General features: G+C 70.3%; 12 protein-coding genes. 11 read left to right on the top strand and 1 reads right to left on the bottom strand.

The window, feature by feature from the left end:
* Nucleotides 1–26: 26 nt before the first annotated feature.
* Both K2R93_11845 and K2R93_11840 read left to right on the top strand, forming a co-directional pair.
* On the top strand, nt 27–2,243 hold the full coding sequence (locus K2R93_11845; GenBank protein ID MBY0490525.1) for a hypothetical protein: 2,217 nt from the start codon (nt 27–29) through the stop codon (nt 2,241–2,243).
* A gap of 78 nt (nt 2,244–2,321) precedes the next feature.
* Complete coding sequence (locus K2R93_11840) at nt 2,322–3,308, top strand: deoxyhypusine synthase family protein (GenBank protein MBY0490524.1); 987 nt, start codon at nt 2,322–2,324, stop codon at nt 3,306–3,308.
* Nucleotides 3,309–3,330: 22 nt separating this feature from the next.
* On the opposite strand, the gene K2R93_11835 is transcribed toward K2R93_11840, so the two are convergent.
* Nucleotides 3,331–4,185, bottom strand: a complete 855-nt coding sequence (locus tag K2R93_11835; protein MBY0490523.1) for a LysM peptidoglycan-binding domain-containing protein — start codon at nt 4,183–4,185, stop codon at nt 3,331–3,333.
* 71 nt (nt 4,186–4,256) lie between these two features.
* Between K2R93_11835 and K2R93_11830 the strand changes: the two genes are divergently transcribed.
* From K2R93_11830 to K2R93_11790, 9 genes are all read left to right on the top strand, one after another.
* A complete protein-coding gene (locus tag K2R93_11830) occupies nt 4,257–5,303 on the top strand; it encodes a LacI family transcriptional regulator (protein ID MBY0490522.1) in 1,047 nt (348 codons plus the stop codon).
* Nucleotides 5,300–6,343, top strand: coding sequence for a ketoacyl-ACP synthase III (locus K2R93_11825; GenBank protein MBY0490521.1), 1,044 nt, complete (start codon nt 5,300–5,302; stop codon nt 6,341–6,343). Before K2R93_11830 ends, K2R93_11825 begins: the two co-directional genes overlap by 4 nt.
* A gap of 2 nt (nt 6,344–6,345) precedes the next feature.
* Complete coding sequence (locus tag K2R93_11820; protein ID MBY0490520.1) at nt 6,346–8,097, top strand: AMP-dependent synthetase/ligase; 1,752 nt, start codon at nt 6,346–6,348, stop codon at nt 8,095–8,097.
* 91 nt (nt 8,098–8,188) lie between these two features.
* Nucleotides 8,189–10,693, top strand: coding sequence for a TonB-dependent receptor (locus K2R93_11815; GenBank protein ID MBY0490519.1), 2,505 nt, complete (start codon nt 8,189–8,191; stop codon nt 10,691–10,693).
* The gene (locus tag K2R93_11810; GenBank protein ID MBY0490518.1) at nt 10,683–11,591 is read left to right on the top strand and encodes a PHB depolymerase family esterase; all 909 of its coding nucleotides are present in this window, start codon (nt 10,683–10,685) and stop codon (nt 11,589–11,591) included. The genes K2R93_11815 and K2R93_11810 overlap by 11 nt, the downstream gene beginning before the upstream one ends.
* A gap of 7 nt (nt 11,592–11,598) precedes the next feature.
* The gene (locus K2R93_11805) at nt 11,599–13,140 is read left to right on the top strand and encodes an acyl--CoA ligase (protein ID MBY0490517.1); all 1,542 of its coding nucleotides are present in this window, start codon (nt 11,599–11,601) and stop codon (nt 13,138–13,140) included.
* A 1-nt stretch (nt 13,141) separates the two neighbouring features.
* On the top strand, nt 13,142–13,756 hold the full coding sequence (locus K2R93_11800; protein MBY0490516.1) for a hypothetical protein: 615 nt from the start codon (nt 13,142–13,144) through the stop codon (nt 13,754–13,756).
* A gap of 13 nt (nt 13,757–13,769) precedes the next feature.
* Nucleotides 13,770–14,042: a hypothetical protein gene (locus K2R93_11795; protein ID MBY0490515.1), complete on the top strand. Its 273-nt coding sequence runs from the start codon at nt 13,770–13,772 to the stop codon at nt 14,040–14,042.
* A complete protein-coding gene (locus K2R93_11790) occupies nt 14,039–16,063 on the top strand; it encodes an acetoacetate--CoA ligase (GenBank protein ID MBY0490514.1) in 2,025 nt (674 codons plus the stop codon). Before K2R93_11795 ends, K2R93_11790 begins: the two co-directional genes overlap by 4 nt.
* The last annotated feature ends 163 nt before the right edge of the window (nt 16,064–16,226 follow it).

Here is a 16,226-nt window from a genome sequence, read left to right as displayed (position 1 = left end):
CGCGACGCGACCGATACTTCTCCCTGATGGCGAATGAGTTGAGCGGCGTCCCCGGCATGCGCAGCGTGCCGCTCCCGCCGGGCGCCGCCGTGCGCCCGGTGGAGCCGTCGCGCGCCCTGGTGCCGCCGCTCGAGGCCATTGAGACCACCTCGGCCGGGCAGGATGTTCCGCTCGGGCGGAGTGGCGTCTCGGCGCTCGATGTCCTCCTGACCAGCGATTTGGTGGTGGAGCGCGAGGCCGTCGCCCCCACCGCGCTCGAGATGGGGCTGGAGCAGGCCCGCGGGGCGCTCCTCCGGCAGCAGCCGGGCGAGGCGCTCGAGGCGCTGGACGCCGTGTGGTCGCGCGCCGCGCAGAGCGAAGAAGGGTGGTATCTGCGCGCCGGCGCTCTGGTGCTCCTTGGGCAGCCAGCGGAGAGCGATCGCGTGGCGGGAGAGGGACTCGAACGTGCGCCCCAGAGTGTGGCGCTGCGCTTTCTGCAGTCGGTTGCGCGTGCGCTCGGCGGCGATCTGACGGGCGCCCGCGCGGCGTTGCTCGGCACGCTTGATACCGCGCCCGGACACCCGGTGCTGGTGGCGCAGCAGGTCATTCTGCAGGCGCGACAGGGGCGGAGCGGGGAAACGGGGCCGTTGCTCGAACGGCTCTCGCTCGCGTTCCCGGATCATCCGGCCACGGCGTGGGCGCAGCGCGAGGTCCGGACGAGTCGCGCCGATCTCACCCGAGCCGCCAGTCGCGCCTCGAGCTTCCGCGACTGGCCCACGGCGGGCGGTCCGAGCGCTCGCCCGACGGCGTCGCTGGAGGTGGCCGAGGTGGTCGTGCCCGAGGAAGCGCCGGTGTCGCGCGTGGCCACGCCCGCGACCGGAGCGCCGCGCACCACGCCACCGAACGGGGGGAGCGTGCGTGACACCACCGCGGCCGCCGGGCCCCGATCCGCGACGCCATCGGGCCCATCGTCCACCGCGCCCGCGCCCGCGCCCGCGCCCGCGCCGGCGCCGGCGACGACGGGGACTGACGCGTCGGCGACGGAAGCGCCCACCAAACCGCATTGGTTCGAACCCGCGCCCCCGCCGGTCCGGCCGCGCACGGTGGCGACCGACGACGGGCGCGACCGCACCGCCCACGCGTCGGCGAGTGCCACGTCGAGCGCGTCGGCGGGTGCGACGTCGAGCGCGTCATCGAACGCCGCGTCCAGTGCGTCGCCGAACGCCGCGTCGGCGGGCGCACCGCACGCGGCGCGAGACGGAGCGGCCGACGTGCGCGCGGCGACGGCGGGTACGCCTGATGGCGACGCGCTCGGCGATGCGACGGGCGAGGCCGCGTTCAGCCGACTCGGCGTGCGTCTCAGTGTGGCCGGGACGAGCGACGCCTTGGAGGCCACGCGAGGGGTGTTGCGCAACTTCTCGAGCGGCGGCACGCTGGCCGGTGGCGTGCTCCCGGATCAGGCGCATGCGGCCCGCACGGTGCTGGCGGCCGTGGTAAGCGCGTTGCGCAATGAGCCGACCACGGCAGGCGCCTCGCCCGTCGCACTGCTCATGCGGCAGATCGTGTCGGCGTTGCGCGATGGGCGCGTGAGCGAGCTGCCGCGGATGGTGGCGCGCGATGCCCGCATGGCGCCCTGGCCGCAGCGGCGGTGGATCGAGGCGATGCTGCGTGAGGTGGCGCCCGTCGCCATCGGCGTCGGCGACGGGCCACGCAGTGCGCGTGTGGCCACGCCGACGTCGGGCGCGTCCGCGTCCTCGATGGATCCGTCATCGGTCGCCGGTGCCTCGCGCCGGACGCCGGCCGATACGCCGACGGTCGCGCACTTCGACACCCTGCTGCACGATCTTCCTCCGGATGGGCCCGAAGTGCCCGTCCGACTCGGGCTCGGACTCCTTGCCGACTCCGCGGCGGCCCGACAGGCCGCGCTGGTGGATGCCGCGGCGCTCGAGACGGCCGGCGCGGTCGTGACTCCGCCCGATGGGCGCGTCATCGCGGCGATGACCGGGGTGCAGTACACCCCGGGGCCGACGGCGCCGTTGGACCTGGGTACGGTGCTCCCGCCCATCCTGGCGCTCACCGTGGCGTTGGCCGCGGGCCTCAATGGCGCGACGACCGTTGCCCTGGTTGCGTTGGGCGTGACGGTGTGGCTGGCCGTCCGGCGCCGAACGATCAGTGTCACGCCGGCGCCCACGCGGCGCGCGGCGGTGCCGCCCGGCGCGACCGTCGAGGTGGCCGAGCCCGATGGAGCGACCGGGATCGATTAAATTGCACGGCTGCTCCCGTCTGGCGCGCCCGCTCACCCGCGGGGGCGACGCGGCGAGGCACCTCAACCGATCCCGAACATGTCCAAGAGTGCGTCTGCGCCGGTCTCGGCGTTTTTGCGTCATCACTATCGCCACTTCAACGCCGCGGCCCTGATCGACGCGGCCGATGCGTACAACGCGCATCTGGCGAACGGTGGCAAGATGATGATCACGCTGGCCGGTGCGATGAGCACCGCCGAGCTCGGACTGTCGCTCGCCGAGATGATCCGGCAGGACAAGGTCCATGCGATCACCTGCACGGGCGCGAATCTCGAGGAGGACATCTACAACCTCGTCGCGCATGACCACTACGAGCGGGTGCCGAACTATCGCGACCTCACGCCGCAGGATGAACAGGCGCTGCTCGACAAGCACTTCAATCGCGTGACCGACACCTGCATTCCCGAAGCGGAAGCGATTCGCCGCATCGAAAAGGCGGTGCTCGACGAGTGGATGGCGGCCGATCAGGCGGGGGAGCGCTATTTCCCGCACGAGTTCATGTACCGCATCCTGTTGAGCGGCAAGCTGGAGCAGTACTACCAGATCGACCCGAAGGATTCGTGGATGCTCGCCGCGGCGCAGAAGAACCTGCCGATCATCGTGCCGGGCTGGGAAGACTCCACGACGGGCAACATCTTCGCGTCGCATGTGATCGACGGCAATATCAAGAACGTGCACACGGTGCGCAGCGGCATCGAGTACATGATCTACCTCGCCGATCACTACACGAACGTCACCAAGGACGCCTCGCTCGGCTTCTTCCAGATCGGCGGCGGCATCGCCGGCGACTTCCCGATCTGCGTGGTGCCCATGCTGCATCAGGACCTGCAGCGCACCGAGGTGCCGCTCTGGGGGTACTTCTGCCAGATCAGCGACTCGACGACGAGCTATGGGTCGTACTCGGGCGCGGTGCCGAACGAGAAGATCACGTGGGGCAAGCTGGGCATCGACACGCCCAAGTTCATCATCGAGAGTGACGCGTCGATCGTGGCGCCGCTCGTCTTCGCGCTGGTGCTCGGGCAGTAACCCCGCCCAACACCACGCGCGGCTAGAGGGAATCGTCGGGCAGCATCTGCGGCACGCGCAGGCGCTGCCCGACTTTTATGTCGTCGGTCGTGAGCTGATTGAGCTGCCGCAGGACATCGGGTGACGTGCGGAAGCGCCGCGCCAGGCCGGTGAGTGTTTCGCCGCGCTGCACGACGTAGGGCACATACACGGCGGCGGTCGGCGCCGGCGCGCGCAGCTCTTCATCGAGCCGTTCGAGTTCACGCGTGGCGCTGCGACGCGCCAGCGCACTCGCCTCGGCGACCTGCTCGGCGTCGCGCCACTCGGCGTCGTTCACGATGAAATCCACCTGCGCCGTGGGCGTGCGCAGCACCAGGCCGCGCAGACGCCCGCGCCAGATCGTGCGCGGATCGAGCGTGAACGCCGCATCGTAGGGATAGCTCTCGACGAGCAGTTCGAGGGGGCCATCGTCGCGCGGGCGGAGCAGGGGCGTGGGTGGCGCGCCCACGTACAGCAGCCGCCGGTCGGTCGCGACCACCACGCCGAACGATTCTCGCCACATGTCCGTCCAGCGGCGCTGGGAGGCGAACGCCCGCGCGACCACGTGTTCGCCGCCCGACAGCTGGGCCGCGACCTCGCGCAGGGCGGCGTCCCGCGCCACGCGTCGCGCGCCAACCGGGGGCACGATGGCCGCCGCCGCGACCAGCGCGACGGTGGCGAGCAGCGCCGTGGAACTGGTGAGCGCCACCAGCACCCGTACGGCCAGGCTGCGGCTCGGTCGTGGCGGCGCGGCCGCCCCCGCCCGGAACCACCCCGGCGCCGGACGCGTCAGCGGCGTTCCGGCGGCGGTGGCGTCGGGGAGCGGCGTCAGGTCGGGGGCGGGCGGCGGGGTCGTCACCTACGAAAGATAGAAAGATCGCCGGTCGGAATGCTTGCCAATACGCATTGGCAGCGGAATATTGTCCGGCGATGGTCCTCCCTCCCTCGGGGCGCCGCGTCACCGTCCATGACGTCGCCGCCCGCGCCGGTGTCTCCCAACCCACCGCGTCGCTCGTCCTCTCGAATCATCCGCGGGCCCGCGTGGCCGTCGCGACACGGCAGCGCGTGCTCGACGCGGCGGCCGAGCTTGGCTATCGCCCGAACGTCGTCGCCCGCTCGCTGGCGCGGCGCCGCTCCTTCGCGCTCGGGCTCATCGTGCCCGACCTGCGCAATCCGTTCGTGGCCGATGTGATCACGGGCGCCGAACGGGTCGCGGCGGATGCCGGGTACGCGGTGCTGCTCTGCGATCAATCGAGCCGCGACATCAAGCAGCATCTCGATGTGCTGCTCGCGCGGCAGGTCGATGGCATTCTGCTCGATGCCGTCGGGGCGGCCGCCCTGCCGGCCGAAGCACTGGCGGGGATGCACGTCGTGCTGATCGATGAACCCAGCGAGCGCTGGCCCGGCGTGGCGACGGATGCGGCCGAGGCGGGGCGGCTCGCCGCCCGGCATCTGCTGGAGCTCGGCCATCGTCGGATCGGCTTCGTCGGACCGGCGTCCGACGTCTACGCGTTCCGCATGCGGGAGCGCGGCTTTGTGCGTGCGCTGCGCGAGGCGGGCGTGAGCATCGATTCGGCGCTCTGGCGCCGCGCACCAGCCACCGTGTCGGGCGGCCGGGATTCCATGCGCGCGTTGCTCGCGGCGACCTCGCGACCCACGGCGGTCTTCTGCGCGAACGACCTGATGGCGATCGGCGCGGTGAAGCAATGTCTCACGGCGGGCGTGCAGCTCCCGCGGGACCTGTCCCTGGTGGGGTGTGATGACATCGAACTCGCTCGATACGTGACTCCTGAACTGACCACCGTGGCGATGCCGGCGCGCGAACTTGGCGCCCGCGCTGCGCGTCTGCTGCTGCAACAGATCGACCGCGCGGCGCGCCGCGTGACCGGGCCCTCCACACCATCCACCAGCCGACCGCTGCGGGTGCGACTGGTGGCCCGCGGCACGAGCGGTGCCGCGCCCGAGGCGGTCGTATGAGTGCGCCGCAGATTCCGATCGGCGATCGCGAGGCCGTCATCATCGGCACCGGCAGCGCTGTCCCGCGGCGCATCGTCACGAACGCCGAGCTGTCGGCGATGCTGGGTGAAGACATCGCCCCCTTCGTGAGCGGGACGCTGGGGATTGAACAGCGCCACTGGTGCGGCCCCGACGAAAGCACCGCGGATCTGGCCGAGGAAGCCGGACGCCTCGCGCTTGAGATGGCCGGCGCGACGCCGGAGTCGGTGGATCTGCTGATCATCGCCACCGACACGCCGGAGTTCGTCTCACCGGCGACGTCCAGCGTGGTGCAGGGGCGCCTCGGGTTGGTCAACGCCGGGACGTTCGACCTCAATGCCGGCTGCGCCGGCTTCGTCACGGCGCTCGACGTGGCCTGGAAGTATCTCTGCGCCGACGAGCGCTATCGCCGGGTCCTCGTGATCGGCGCGTACGCGATGAGCAAGTACCTCGACCAGCACGACAAGAAGACGGTGACGATCTTCGCCGACGGGGCGGGGGCGGCGCTCGTGGAGGTGCAGCCCCGCACGGGCTCGCCGCGTGGCATACTCGCGTCGGAGCTGTTTGCCGACGGGCGCTACTGCCACGGCATGGGCATCTTTGCCGGCGGGACGCGCACCCCCATTACCCCGATCGTGCTCGAGCAGGGCATTCAGAACAAACTCCGCTTCGTGCAGAAGTATCCGGCGAGCGTCAACGAGGAGGGGTGGCCGCGCATCGTGCGCTCGGTCCTCGGCCGAATCGGCGCCACGCCGGCCGACGTCGATCTGTGGTTGTGGACGCAGGTCAATCGCAGCACGATCGTGCAGGTAATGCGGACGCTCGAACAGCCGCTCGCGCGTGCCCACACCATCATGCAAAAGTGGGGGTACACGGGCTCGGCCTGTCTGCCGATGGCGCTCGATGATGCCGTGCGCACCGGCGTGGTGCGGGACGGGCAGCTGCTGGTCTTCACCGGGTCAGGCGCGGGGCTCGCGATGGGATCGGTGGCGATGCGCTGGGCCAGCACGGGGCCGGGCTGACCATGGCCTCGGCGGTGATCCCGGTGGATGTCGAGACGCGCGTGCCGCGCGGCGATGCGCCGCTCGTGCACCGCTTCTTTGCGCGCGCCGAGGCGACCCCGCACGAGGAGGCCTTTGCGGTGTATCCCGCGGGAGCCGCTTCGCCATCCGCGCGGCTCACCTGGGGTTCCTGGTGCCAGCAGGTGCAGGCGCTCGCGATCGTGCTGCTCGACGCCGGCGTCGCACCCGGGGATCGGGTCGCCGTGCTCGCGGGCAATCGCCCCGTGTGGCCCATTGCCGATCTGGCCATTCAGGCGCTCGGGGCGGTGGGAGTGGGCCTGTACCCCTCCAGCGCCCCCGCGCAGATCGATGCGCTGCTGGCGGATAGTGGCGCCTGTTGGCTGATCACCGATGACGCCACGCAGGCGCGGCGACTGGCGGCCGCGCCGAACGGCGGCGACCTGCGCGGCGTGGTGCTCGATACGCACGAGCCGGTGTCGAGCACGGCGCGCCTGCAGACGCTCGCGTCGGTCCTCGACGCGGGGGCTGCGCAGCTCGCGCAGGATCCCACGGCGCGCGATCGACTGACTGCACGCCGCGAGTCCGTAACGCCCGATCACCTCGCGGCACTGATCTACACCTCCGGCTCCACGGGCATCCCCAAGGGCGCGTGCATCACGCACCGCTATCTGGCGGCGTCGGCGGAGTCGATTGCCGCCGTGCTGGATCTGACGGCGGCGGACCGGGGGCTCAGCTTCCTGCCGTACTCGCACGCGGCCGAGCGGATCTTCGGCCAGTGCACGCGCATTCTCGTGGGGATGCCGGCGGCGCTCATTGAGGACCCGAGCGACCTCTTTCCGGTGGCCGCGCACTACGAGCCCACGCTGTTCGGCGCGCTGCCGCGCATCTTCGAACGGCTCTACGAAGCGGCCGAAGTGGCCGAGGGGCGTGGTGAGGACCCTCGCGCCGCCATGGCGCAGCGCATCGGGACTCGGGTGCGCCTGGCCACCTCGGGCGGGGCGGCGCTCCCGATTGCCGTGGCCGAACGACTGGACGCCCTGGGGCTGCGGATTCTCGGGGCCTACGGCCAGACGGAGCATCTGTGCGTGGCGATGAATCGACCGGCCGCCCCGCGCTTCGATACCGTCGGGCCACCGATGCCCGGCACACAGCTGCGCGTGGACGAGCAGGGCGAACTGCTGATCGCCCGGAGCGCGCTGACCTTCTCCGGCTATTGGCGTCGCGCCGAGGAGACGGCGGCGGCCTTTACGGCCGATGGCGCGTGGCTGCGTACGGGCGATCAGGCCGCGCTGCTGCCGGATGGCGCGGTGCGCATTACCGGTCGCGTCAAGGAGCTCATCGCCCTCTCCACCGGGCGCAAGGTGGCGCCCCTGCCGATCGAGGCGGCCCTCACCGCGACCCCGTTGATCGCCCACGCCGTGGTCCATGGCGAGGGGCGCAAGTATCTCGTGGCGCTGGTGTCGCTCCGACGGGAGATGGTGGAGCAGTGGGCCGCGTCGCGCGGGCTGGCGCTGGGCTGGCCGGACCTGGCCACCCATCCCGCCGTGGAGGCCGAGGTGCAGGCCGCGGTGGCGACGGTCAACACCGACCTGGCCCGGACCGACCGGGTGCAGGCGGTGGCCATGGTGTCCGACGTCTTCACTCCCGAAAATGGGCTGCTCACGCCCACATTGAAGGTCATCCGGCGCGCCGTCGAGGCGCGCTACGTCGAACAGTTCGACGCGCTGTATCGGCGCGGTGGAGGTGGCCCATGAGCATGGGCATTCCCCGCCCGCCGACGCGGCGCGGCGCATTGCTCCTTCCTGCCTGCTCTCCCCCCGTGGTTCCCCTCCTGGAGGATTTCGCATGAGTTTCTTTGTTCACTCGCTCGCCCTGCCGCGCGCCGTGCGCGTGGCCGTGGCGGTGGCCGTCACCCCGGTGGTGGCCATGGCGCAGACCGGCAGTCTGTCGGGGCTCGTGACCGACAGCGCCAAGTCGCCGCTTCCCGGCGCGCAGGTCACCGTCGTGGGCACGCGCTTCGCCGCGACGTCCGGGCTCGACGGCCGGTATCGCGTGGTCGGCATTCCGGCCGGTTCATACACCATTCGCGTGCAGCGTATCGGCGCGACCGCGCGGTCGTTCGACAACGTGGCCATTGCCGCCAACGGTGAGGCCAAGCTCGACGTGACGATGCAGGCGACGGCGCTGCAGCTTGGCGGCTATGTCGTGTCGGCGTCGCGTCGCGTGGAGAAGATCACCGACGCGCCGGCCACGGTCACGCGCATCACGGCCGATCAGCTCAGCACCACGCCGGGCGCCACCTTCGCCTCGGTGCTCAAGGACGTGAAGGGTGTGGACTTCGTGCAGACGGGCATTGTGGCCGCCGGGATCAACGCGCGCGGCTTCAACAGTGCATTCAACAACCGCATGCTGCAGCTCGAAGACAACCGCATCGCCACGCTGCCGGAAAATGGGCTGCCGGCCGGCCTCTTCACCACGATCCCCAAGGTGGACGTGGCCGGTGTTGAAGTGCTCGTGGGCCCGGGCGCCGCGCTCTACGGCCCCGATGCCTCGAACGGCGTCGTGACGCTGCTCTCCAAGGATCCCAAGCAGTATCGTGGCCTCACCATCGAGACCTCGATGGGGTCGAACGGTGGCCCGATCGGCTCGACGTTCCAGGATCGTGCGGGGCGTGCCTCCTCGCTCGACGCGCAGTTCCGCTACGCCAACGTGTGGAAGCAGTTCGGCTACAAGGTGACCGGTGAGCGCCTCTGGGGCCGCGACTGGCAGAACACGAACAACTACCTCCTCGGCACCGCGGTCGTGCCGGAGCGCAGCACCGATTGGGGCACGTCGTACAACCGCCTCGGCGGTGCGCTCGTGTACTACGCCAAGAACGGCGGCCGCCTGGAAGTGCAGGGTGGCGCGAGCAAGAGCAACGGCGTGGGCGTGACGAGCGCCGGCCGCAACCAGCTCAAGGACTGGCAGTATGCGAATGCGCAGATCCGCTACACGTCGGATCACTGGTTCGCGCAGGTGTACCAGACGCACTCGCAGTCGGGAAGCACCTACGCCCTGAACGGGTTCTCGACCAACCGCGCCAACCCCGCGAACGCCGCGCTCTCCGACGACTCGGTCAAGGCGCTCTCGGCGTTCCCGGCCGACGGCAAGCTGCAGGCGGCGGAAATCCAGAACAACGTCACGCTGCCGAAGCTCTACAACACGCGCATCGTGTCGGGCGTGCAGGTGCGCCAGGATATCGTGAGCTCCAAGCGCATCTGGCTGACCGACGCGCTCACGGGCGAAGATCTCAAGATCAAGCAGGCGGGCGTGTACGTGCAGACCGAGACGCCGATCACCGAGCAGACGAAGCTCGTGTTCGGTGGCCGCTACGACAAGCCGGACTTCTACGAGGCGCAGTTCAGCCCGAAGGCGGCGCTGCTCATCTCCCCCGATGAGAACTCGACGTTCCGCCTGACGTTCAATCGCGCCTACAAGTCGCCGACGGTGCTCCAGACGAGCTTCTTCTATCGCGACTTCGCGCCGGGCAGCGGCGTGTTCGGCAACCGCGACGGCATCATCGTGAAGAATGCGGCCGGCACCGTGACGCGGACGCTGGCGGCGGTGGTCCCGGAAGTGAACAACACCATCGAAGTCGGCTATAAGGGCGTCATCAAGGACAAGCTGTACCTCGACGTCGCGGCCTACGTGGCGAAGTACAACAGCTTCCTGTCGCCGCTGCAGCTGGTGGCGATCCCGGCGCTTGGCACGTTCGGGTACAACGCCAAGACCGGGCAGAAGTTCGTCAACGCGCGGGGCGCCGACCAGAACGTCCTCACGTACTTCAACCTCGGCAAGGCGCGGCTCTCCGGTATCGACGCCGGCGCGCGCTATGTCGTGAACCCGAAGGTGACGCTCAGCGCCACGGCGTCGGTGCTCAAGCTCGACTCGATCATCCCGAAGGCGGGCGATCCGGCCGAAGCGACGGCGCTCAACAGCCCGACGATCAAGTCCACGATGGGTGTGGATGGCCGCAACCTCTGGTACGATCTCTTCGCGGGGCTCAACATGCGCTTCGTGAAGGACTACCAGTTCCTCTCCGGCGCGCACAACGGCCGCATCCCGGGCTTCCTGACGTCGGATATCAACATCGGCCGTCGCCTGAACGAGAACTTCACGCTCAACGTCTCGGCGCAGAATCTCTTCACCTGCACGAGCGGCACGGTGATTCCGCCCACGGCGGTGACCGCCTCGCGCCCGTCGACGTACGTGCGCGGCTGGGGTTGCGGGCTGGGCCGTCGCCACATGGAGCTCCTGAACATGCCGTCGGTAGGCTCGATGATGTTTGTCGGGTTGCGTGTTGACCGCTGATTCCGTGCCGGTGCAGGTGATGACCGGTGAGTACGCTGGCGCCGAGGGAACTCGGCGCTGGCGGCTCGCCATGCCGGCGGGGCATCGCGCCACCACGCCGCGGCCAATGCTCGTCATGCTGCATGGCTGCTTGCAGGACGCGTCGGACATCGCCCGCGGCAGCCGGCTCGATGCCCTCGCCGAGCAGGAGGGGGTGCTGGTGCTGTATCCGGAGCAGCCGGAGACGGCGAATCCCCGGAAGTGCTGGAACTGGTTTGACCCCGCCAATCAGGGGCGCGGCGGCGGAGAGCCTGCGCTGCTCGCGGCGCTCATCGATCGCGTGGCAATGGATCACGGCGCCGATCCGGCGCGCATTCATCTCGCCGGTGTCTCGGCGGGCGCGGCCATGGCGACGCTTGTCGCGGTGGCCTATCCCGAACGCTATCAGTCGCTCACGTCGGCGTCAGGCATCGGCTGGCGTGCCGCGCCGTCGGTGGCCGAAGCACTGTCGGTGATGCAGCGGGGCGCGGGCGAACAGCTCCCGTCCCCGGTGCAGATGGTGGAGGCGATGGGCACCCGTGCGCGCGCGTTTCCCGTGCTCGTGGTACACGGTGTGGCCGATCACGTGGTGAGCATTCGGAATGCCACCGAGATCGCCCAGCAGTTCGCGGGACTGCACGATCTGTTGCGCACGCGCGCCGGCCAGCCGGCGTTGCAGCGCGCGGAGCTGGAGCCCGTGACCGACGGGGGCTACACCGTGCGTGAGCAGCAGTGGCGGGATCCCGACGGCCGACCGCTCGTCACGCTGCTGCGCATCGACGAACTCGGGCATGCCTGGTCGGCCGGCGATGCCAGTGGTTCGTTCACCGATCCGCAGGGGCCGGTGATTGGTCGCCGCATCGCGGCCCTGCTGCGGTAAGTCGGCGGTGTACCCGCATCTGCCCGAGCTGTTCGATCCGATCGCGTGGTGGGCCACCGTCGATGGGGCCCGCACGGCCGTCATCGATCCGGTACATGAGCGGCGCTACAGCTATCGCGAGCTCGATGCGCACGCCTCGGCGTGGCACGTGATGCTGGCGCAGTTGGAGGTCGCGCCGGGCGACCGCGTGGCGATTCTGGCGCAGAATCGCTACGCGTTTCTGCCGCTCTTCTTTGCCTGTGTGCGTCGGGGCGCCGTGTTGGTCCCGCTCAACTGGCGGTTGTCGGCTCCGGAGCTCGCGCGCGTGCTGGCGGATGCGCAGCCCGCGCTCTGCTTCGGGGAAGACGCCTATCGTGGCGTGGCCGAGGAGGCGGTGCGGCTCGCCGATGTGGCGACGCCGCGCTGGATCGACCTCGATCGCGAGCTGGCGCCGCTGCTCCGCGCTGCCGCCGGCGCGCCGGTGCCCGTCAGTCCGCCGCGCCATTACGACGATGCCACGATGCTCCTCTACACGTCGGGGAGCACCGGCACGCCCAAGGGGGTGGTGCTGCCGCATCGGCAACTGCTGTGGAACGCGATCGCCACCACGACGGGCTGGAGCCTCGGCGCCGACGACGTGGGCCCGGTGGCCACGCCCTTCTTCCACACCGGCGGCTGGCACGTCTTCACCACGCCGCTGCTCTATCGGGGCGGCGCGCTCGTCATGATGGGCGCCTTTGATCCGGCGACCTATCTCGAGACGATCGATCGCCACGGCATCACGGTGACGTTCGGCGTGCCGACGCAGCTGGACCTTGTCCAGCGCGCCGCCGACTGGGGGCGGCCGCTGCCGCGCCTGCGCTCGTTCTTCTCCGGCGGCGCGCCGTGTCCGCAGCGCACCAAGGACGCCGTGCGCGCGGCGGGTTATGGCTTTCGCGAAGGGTACGGGCTCACCGAGTGCGGCCCGAATTGCTTCGCCACCAATGCGGCGACCGCGCTTGAAGAGGACGGCAGCGTGGGCTGGCCGATCCCGTTTCTGCAGATGCGGCTGCGTCGCGATGATGGGGCGCTCGCGCTGGCCGACGAAGTGGGCGAGCTCGAGCTGCGGGGGCCGCAGATGTTCGGCGGCTACTTCCGCGCCCCCGACAAGACGGCCGAGGTGATGACGCCGGATGGCTGGCTGCGGACGGGCGACCTGGCGAGTCGCACGGAGCAGGGCGTGCACCGCATTCGCGGCCGTCGCAAGGAGATGTTCATCTCCGGTGGAGAGAACGTCTTCCCCGGCGAGGTCGAGGCCGCCATGCTGAATTGTCGGGGCGTCCTCGAAGCCACCGTGGTCGGCATTCCCGACGCCCGGTGGGGCGAGGTCGGCTGCGCGTTGATCGTGCGCGGCGCCGAGCCGGTGGATGCCGCCGCGCTGCTCGCCGAGGCCCGGCAGCGTCTCGCGGGGTACAAGGTCCCCAAGCAGCTGCTGTTCGTGGACGCGATCCCCAAACTCGGATCAGGGAAGATCGACCGACGTGCTGCGGCGCAGCTGGTGAGTGAACGGCTGGCCGCCGAGGCCACCTGACATGTCGCCGCTCACGGCGCAGGCCCGCGCGAAGGGCTCGGCGGTGCATGCCACGCTGGCCTTCATCGGCGAGCGTTTCGGCGCGCGGACGCGCGGCGATGTCCTGGCGGCGCTGACGGCCGACGATCGCGCCGCGGTGCAGGCGATTGCGCCCACGGCGGAGATTCCCTACGACTTGCTCGTTCGCCTCTGGCAAACAGTCGATGTTTCGGTGCCGCCAGGCCCCGAATCCGCCAACTGGGCCGACGCCGCGGGCGAAGCCTCGATCGGCTCGTTCGGCGTACAGCTCTATGGCGGGATTCTCCGGAAGCCCTCGCCGCGCGAGTTCCTGACGCAGAGCATCTCGCTCTTCCAGCTGTTCTATCAGCCGGGGGACATGGAAGTCGTGGAGGACACGTCGGGGCGCGCGGTCCTGCGGCTCGTGGGCTTCGACCCGATGACCCGGCTGTTCTGTGATCGCCTGACTGGCGGACTTCGGCGCGCCATCGCCCTCGCGCGGGGGGAGCAGCCCCGGGTCCGGCATGTGCGCTGCGCCATTGAGGGCGACGCGTTCTGCGAATGGGAGCTGCAGTGGGGCGACGATGCGCCCCCCGCTGGCGCGCGCGCCTCGTCGTAGCGAGCATTGGGGGATGCCGCCGCGCCGCCCCGCCAAACGCGCTTCCGACGAACAGGAATTTCTCGCGCCGACGCAGCTCGACCTGTTCCCGATGCGTCCGGTCATCGAGCCGCTCGACGCGCGGGCCGTGGTCGGGCCGCGCACGGCGGTCGAGCACCTGGTGCGGGTGCGACTGCGACCGAATGATGCGCCGCATCTGGTCTTTCATGACCGGCACGGATGGTACTGTGAGGCGCACGGCCCCTCGTGCCATGCGGTGGCGCTCGCCCGTGAGGAAGTCACGTGACGGCGGCCGGGCCAGACGCGCCCATCTGGGTCCCCTCGCCCGCGGCGTGTGAGTCCACGCGCCTGCACGCCTTTCTCACGTCGCTGCGTGCGCGCGGCGTGGTCGGCCCGGATGTCACCGGCGCGCACGCGCTGCAGCGCTGGTCCGTCGCCAACCCGGAAACGTTCTGGGCGGAAGTCTGGCGTGCCGCCGATATCCTCGCGGATGGCCCAGGACCGACGGACGCCCCCTGGGCGCAGGTGCTGCTGGGGGGCGATCGCATGGCGCCCCCGGACGCGGTGCACGGCCCCCGGTGGTTCACCGGCACGCGGCTCAATTTTTCCGAGCATCTGTTGCGCCGCCGCGATGACGCGCCGGCGCTGGTCGCGTGGAACGAGCACGGCGCTGGCCAGCGACTGACGTTCGCCGAGCTCGCGGTGCAGGTGGCGCAGTGCGCGGCCGCGTTGCGCGCCCTCGGGGTCTCGAGCGGTGACCGTGTGGTGGGGTGGATGCCTAATCTTCCCGCGACCGTGGTCGTGATGCTCGCGGCGGCATCGATTGGCGCCACCTGGTCGAGTTGCTCTCCGGACTTCGGCACCAAGGGCGTGCTCGATCGCTTTGGGCAGATCGCGCCGACGGTGCTGCTCGCCGCGGATGGGTACTGGTACGCCGGCAAGACGATCGACTGCCGCCCGCGCCTGGCGGAGATCGTGGCCGCGCTCCCGTCGCTGCGGGCCACCTGGGTCGTGCCCTACGTGGACGCGGCTCCCGACCTGACGTCGGTGCCCGGCGCCCGTCTGTTCACGGACGTCCTGGCGGCGTATGCGAGCGAACGCGAGCCGCACTTCACACGCCTGCCGTTCGATCATCCGCTTTACATCCTGTACTCCTCCGGCACGACCGGCCTGCCCAAGTGCATGGTGCATGGGGCCGGGGGTACGCTGCTGCAGCACTGGAAGGAGCTGGCGTTGCACACCGATCTGCACGCCGGCGATGCGCTGTTCTACTTCACCACCTGCGGATGGATGATGTGGAACTGGCTGGTGTCGGGGCTCGCGGTGGGGGCCACGGTGGTGCTGTACGACGGCGCGCCGCTGGCGCCCGATCCGGCGATCCTGTGGCGCATGGCGAGCGCCGAGCGCGTCGCGGTGTTCGGCACGAGCGCCAAGTATCTCGCCATGCTCGAGAAGGAGGGTGTCCGTCCGCGCGAGCTCGTGGACGTGACGGCGCTGCGCGCGATCTGTTCGACGGGGAGTCCACTCGCCGCGCACAGCTACGACTTCGTCTATCGCGAGATCAAGGCCGACGTCCGCCTGTCGAGCATCAGCGGCGGGACCGACATCGTGAGCTGCTTTGCGCTGGGCGATCCCACGGGGGCGGTGTATCGCGGCGAACTGCAGATGCGCGGGCTCGGCATGGCCGTGGATGTGCTGGACGACCATGGCCGCCCCGTGCGTGGGGAGCCGGGCGAGCTCGTGTGCACGAAGCCGTTCCCCAGTATGCCGGTGGCGTTCTGGAACGATCCGACCGGTGCACTCTATCGCGCCGCCTATTTCGAGCACACGCCCGGGGTCTGGCGCCATGGGGACTGGGCCGAGCTCACCGCACACGACGGGCTGATCATTCATGGGCGGAGCGATGCCACGCTCAACCCCGGCGGCGTGCGCATCGGCACCGCCGAGATCTATCGCCAGGTCGAGCAGATCCCCGAGGTGGTCGAGTCCCTGGTGGTGGAGCAGACCATCGGCGAGGCCGCCGGCACCGATTCCCGGGTGGTCCTGTTCGTTCGGCTCCGCCCCGACGTCGCGCTCGACGACGCGCTGCAGCGGACAATCCGCACGCGTATCCGCGAGCACACGAGCCCGCATCACGTGCCCAAGGTCATTGTGGCGGTGCCGGACATTCCGCGTACGATCAGCGGCAAGATCACCGAACTGGCGGTGCGCGAGGTAATCCACGGCCGGCCGGTGAAGAACGTCGATGCCCTGGCCAATCCCGAGGCGCTGGCGTACTTCCGGAACCGGCCCGAGCTTTCCGGGTAGTCCCACCACGGCTCCCGCCCCGATCTCTCTCCGGAGACCCGGTATGCGCTACTCCCCCGTCCGCTCGCTGGCCACCGCCCTGCTGCTGGCCGCCTCCACCCTTGGTGCGCAGCCCAAGCCCGCCGCCAAGCCAGCCGCCAAGCCGGCCGCGGCGCCCGCAGCC

It is taken from the genome of Gemmatimonadaceae bacterium (genome assembly GCA_019752115.1).
Taxonomy (GTDB): Bacteria; Gemmatimonadota; Gemmatimonadetes; order Gemmatimonadales; family Gemmatimonadaceae; genus Gemmatimonas.
Note: the sequence above shows the minus strand (reverse complement) of the source record. Positions and strands in the feature narration are given on the sequence as shown.

Bases quoted from the DNA above. Each gene is read 5' to 3' on its own strand.
- K2R93_11800 (MBY0490516.1), top strand. From the start codon at position 13,142: ATGTCGCCGCTCACGGCGCAGGCCCGCGCGAAGGGCTCGGCGGTGCAT.
- K2R93_11840 (MBY0490524.1), top strand. From the start codon at position 2,322: ATGTCCAAGAGTGCGTCTGCGCCGGTCTCGGCGTTTTTGCGTCATCAC.
- K2R93_11825 (MBY0490521.1), top strand. From the start codon at position 5,300: ATGAGTGCGCCGCAGATTCCGATCGGCGATCGCGAGGCCGTCATCATC.
- K2R93_11830 (MBY0490522.1), top strand. From the start codon at position 4,257: ATGGTCCTCCCTCCCTCGGGGCGCCGCGTCACCGTCCATGACGTCGCC.
- K2R93_11815 (MBY0490519.1), top strand. From the start codon at position 8,189: ATGAGTTTCTTTGTTCACTCGCTCGCCCTGCCGCGCGCCGTGCGCGTG.
- K2R93_11845 (MBY0490525.1), top strand. From the start codon at position 27: ATGGCGAATGAGTTGAGCGGCGTCCCCGGCATGCGCAGCGTGCCGCTC.
- K2R93_11820 (MBY0490520.1), top strand. From the start codon at position 6,346: ATGGCCTCGGCGGTGATCCCGGTGGATGTCGAGACGCGCGTGCCGCGC.
- K2R93_11795 (MBY0490515.1), top strand. From the start codon at position 13,770: ATGCCGCCGCGCCGCCCCGCCAAACGCGCTTCCGACGAACAGGAATTT.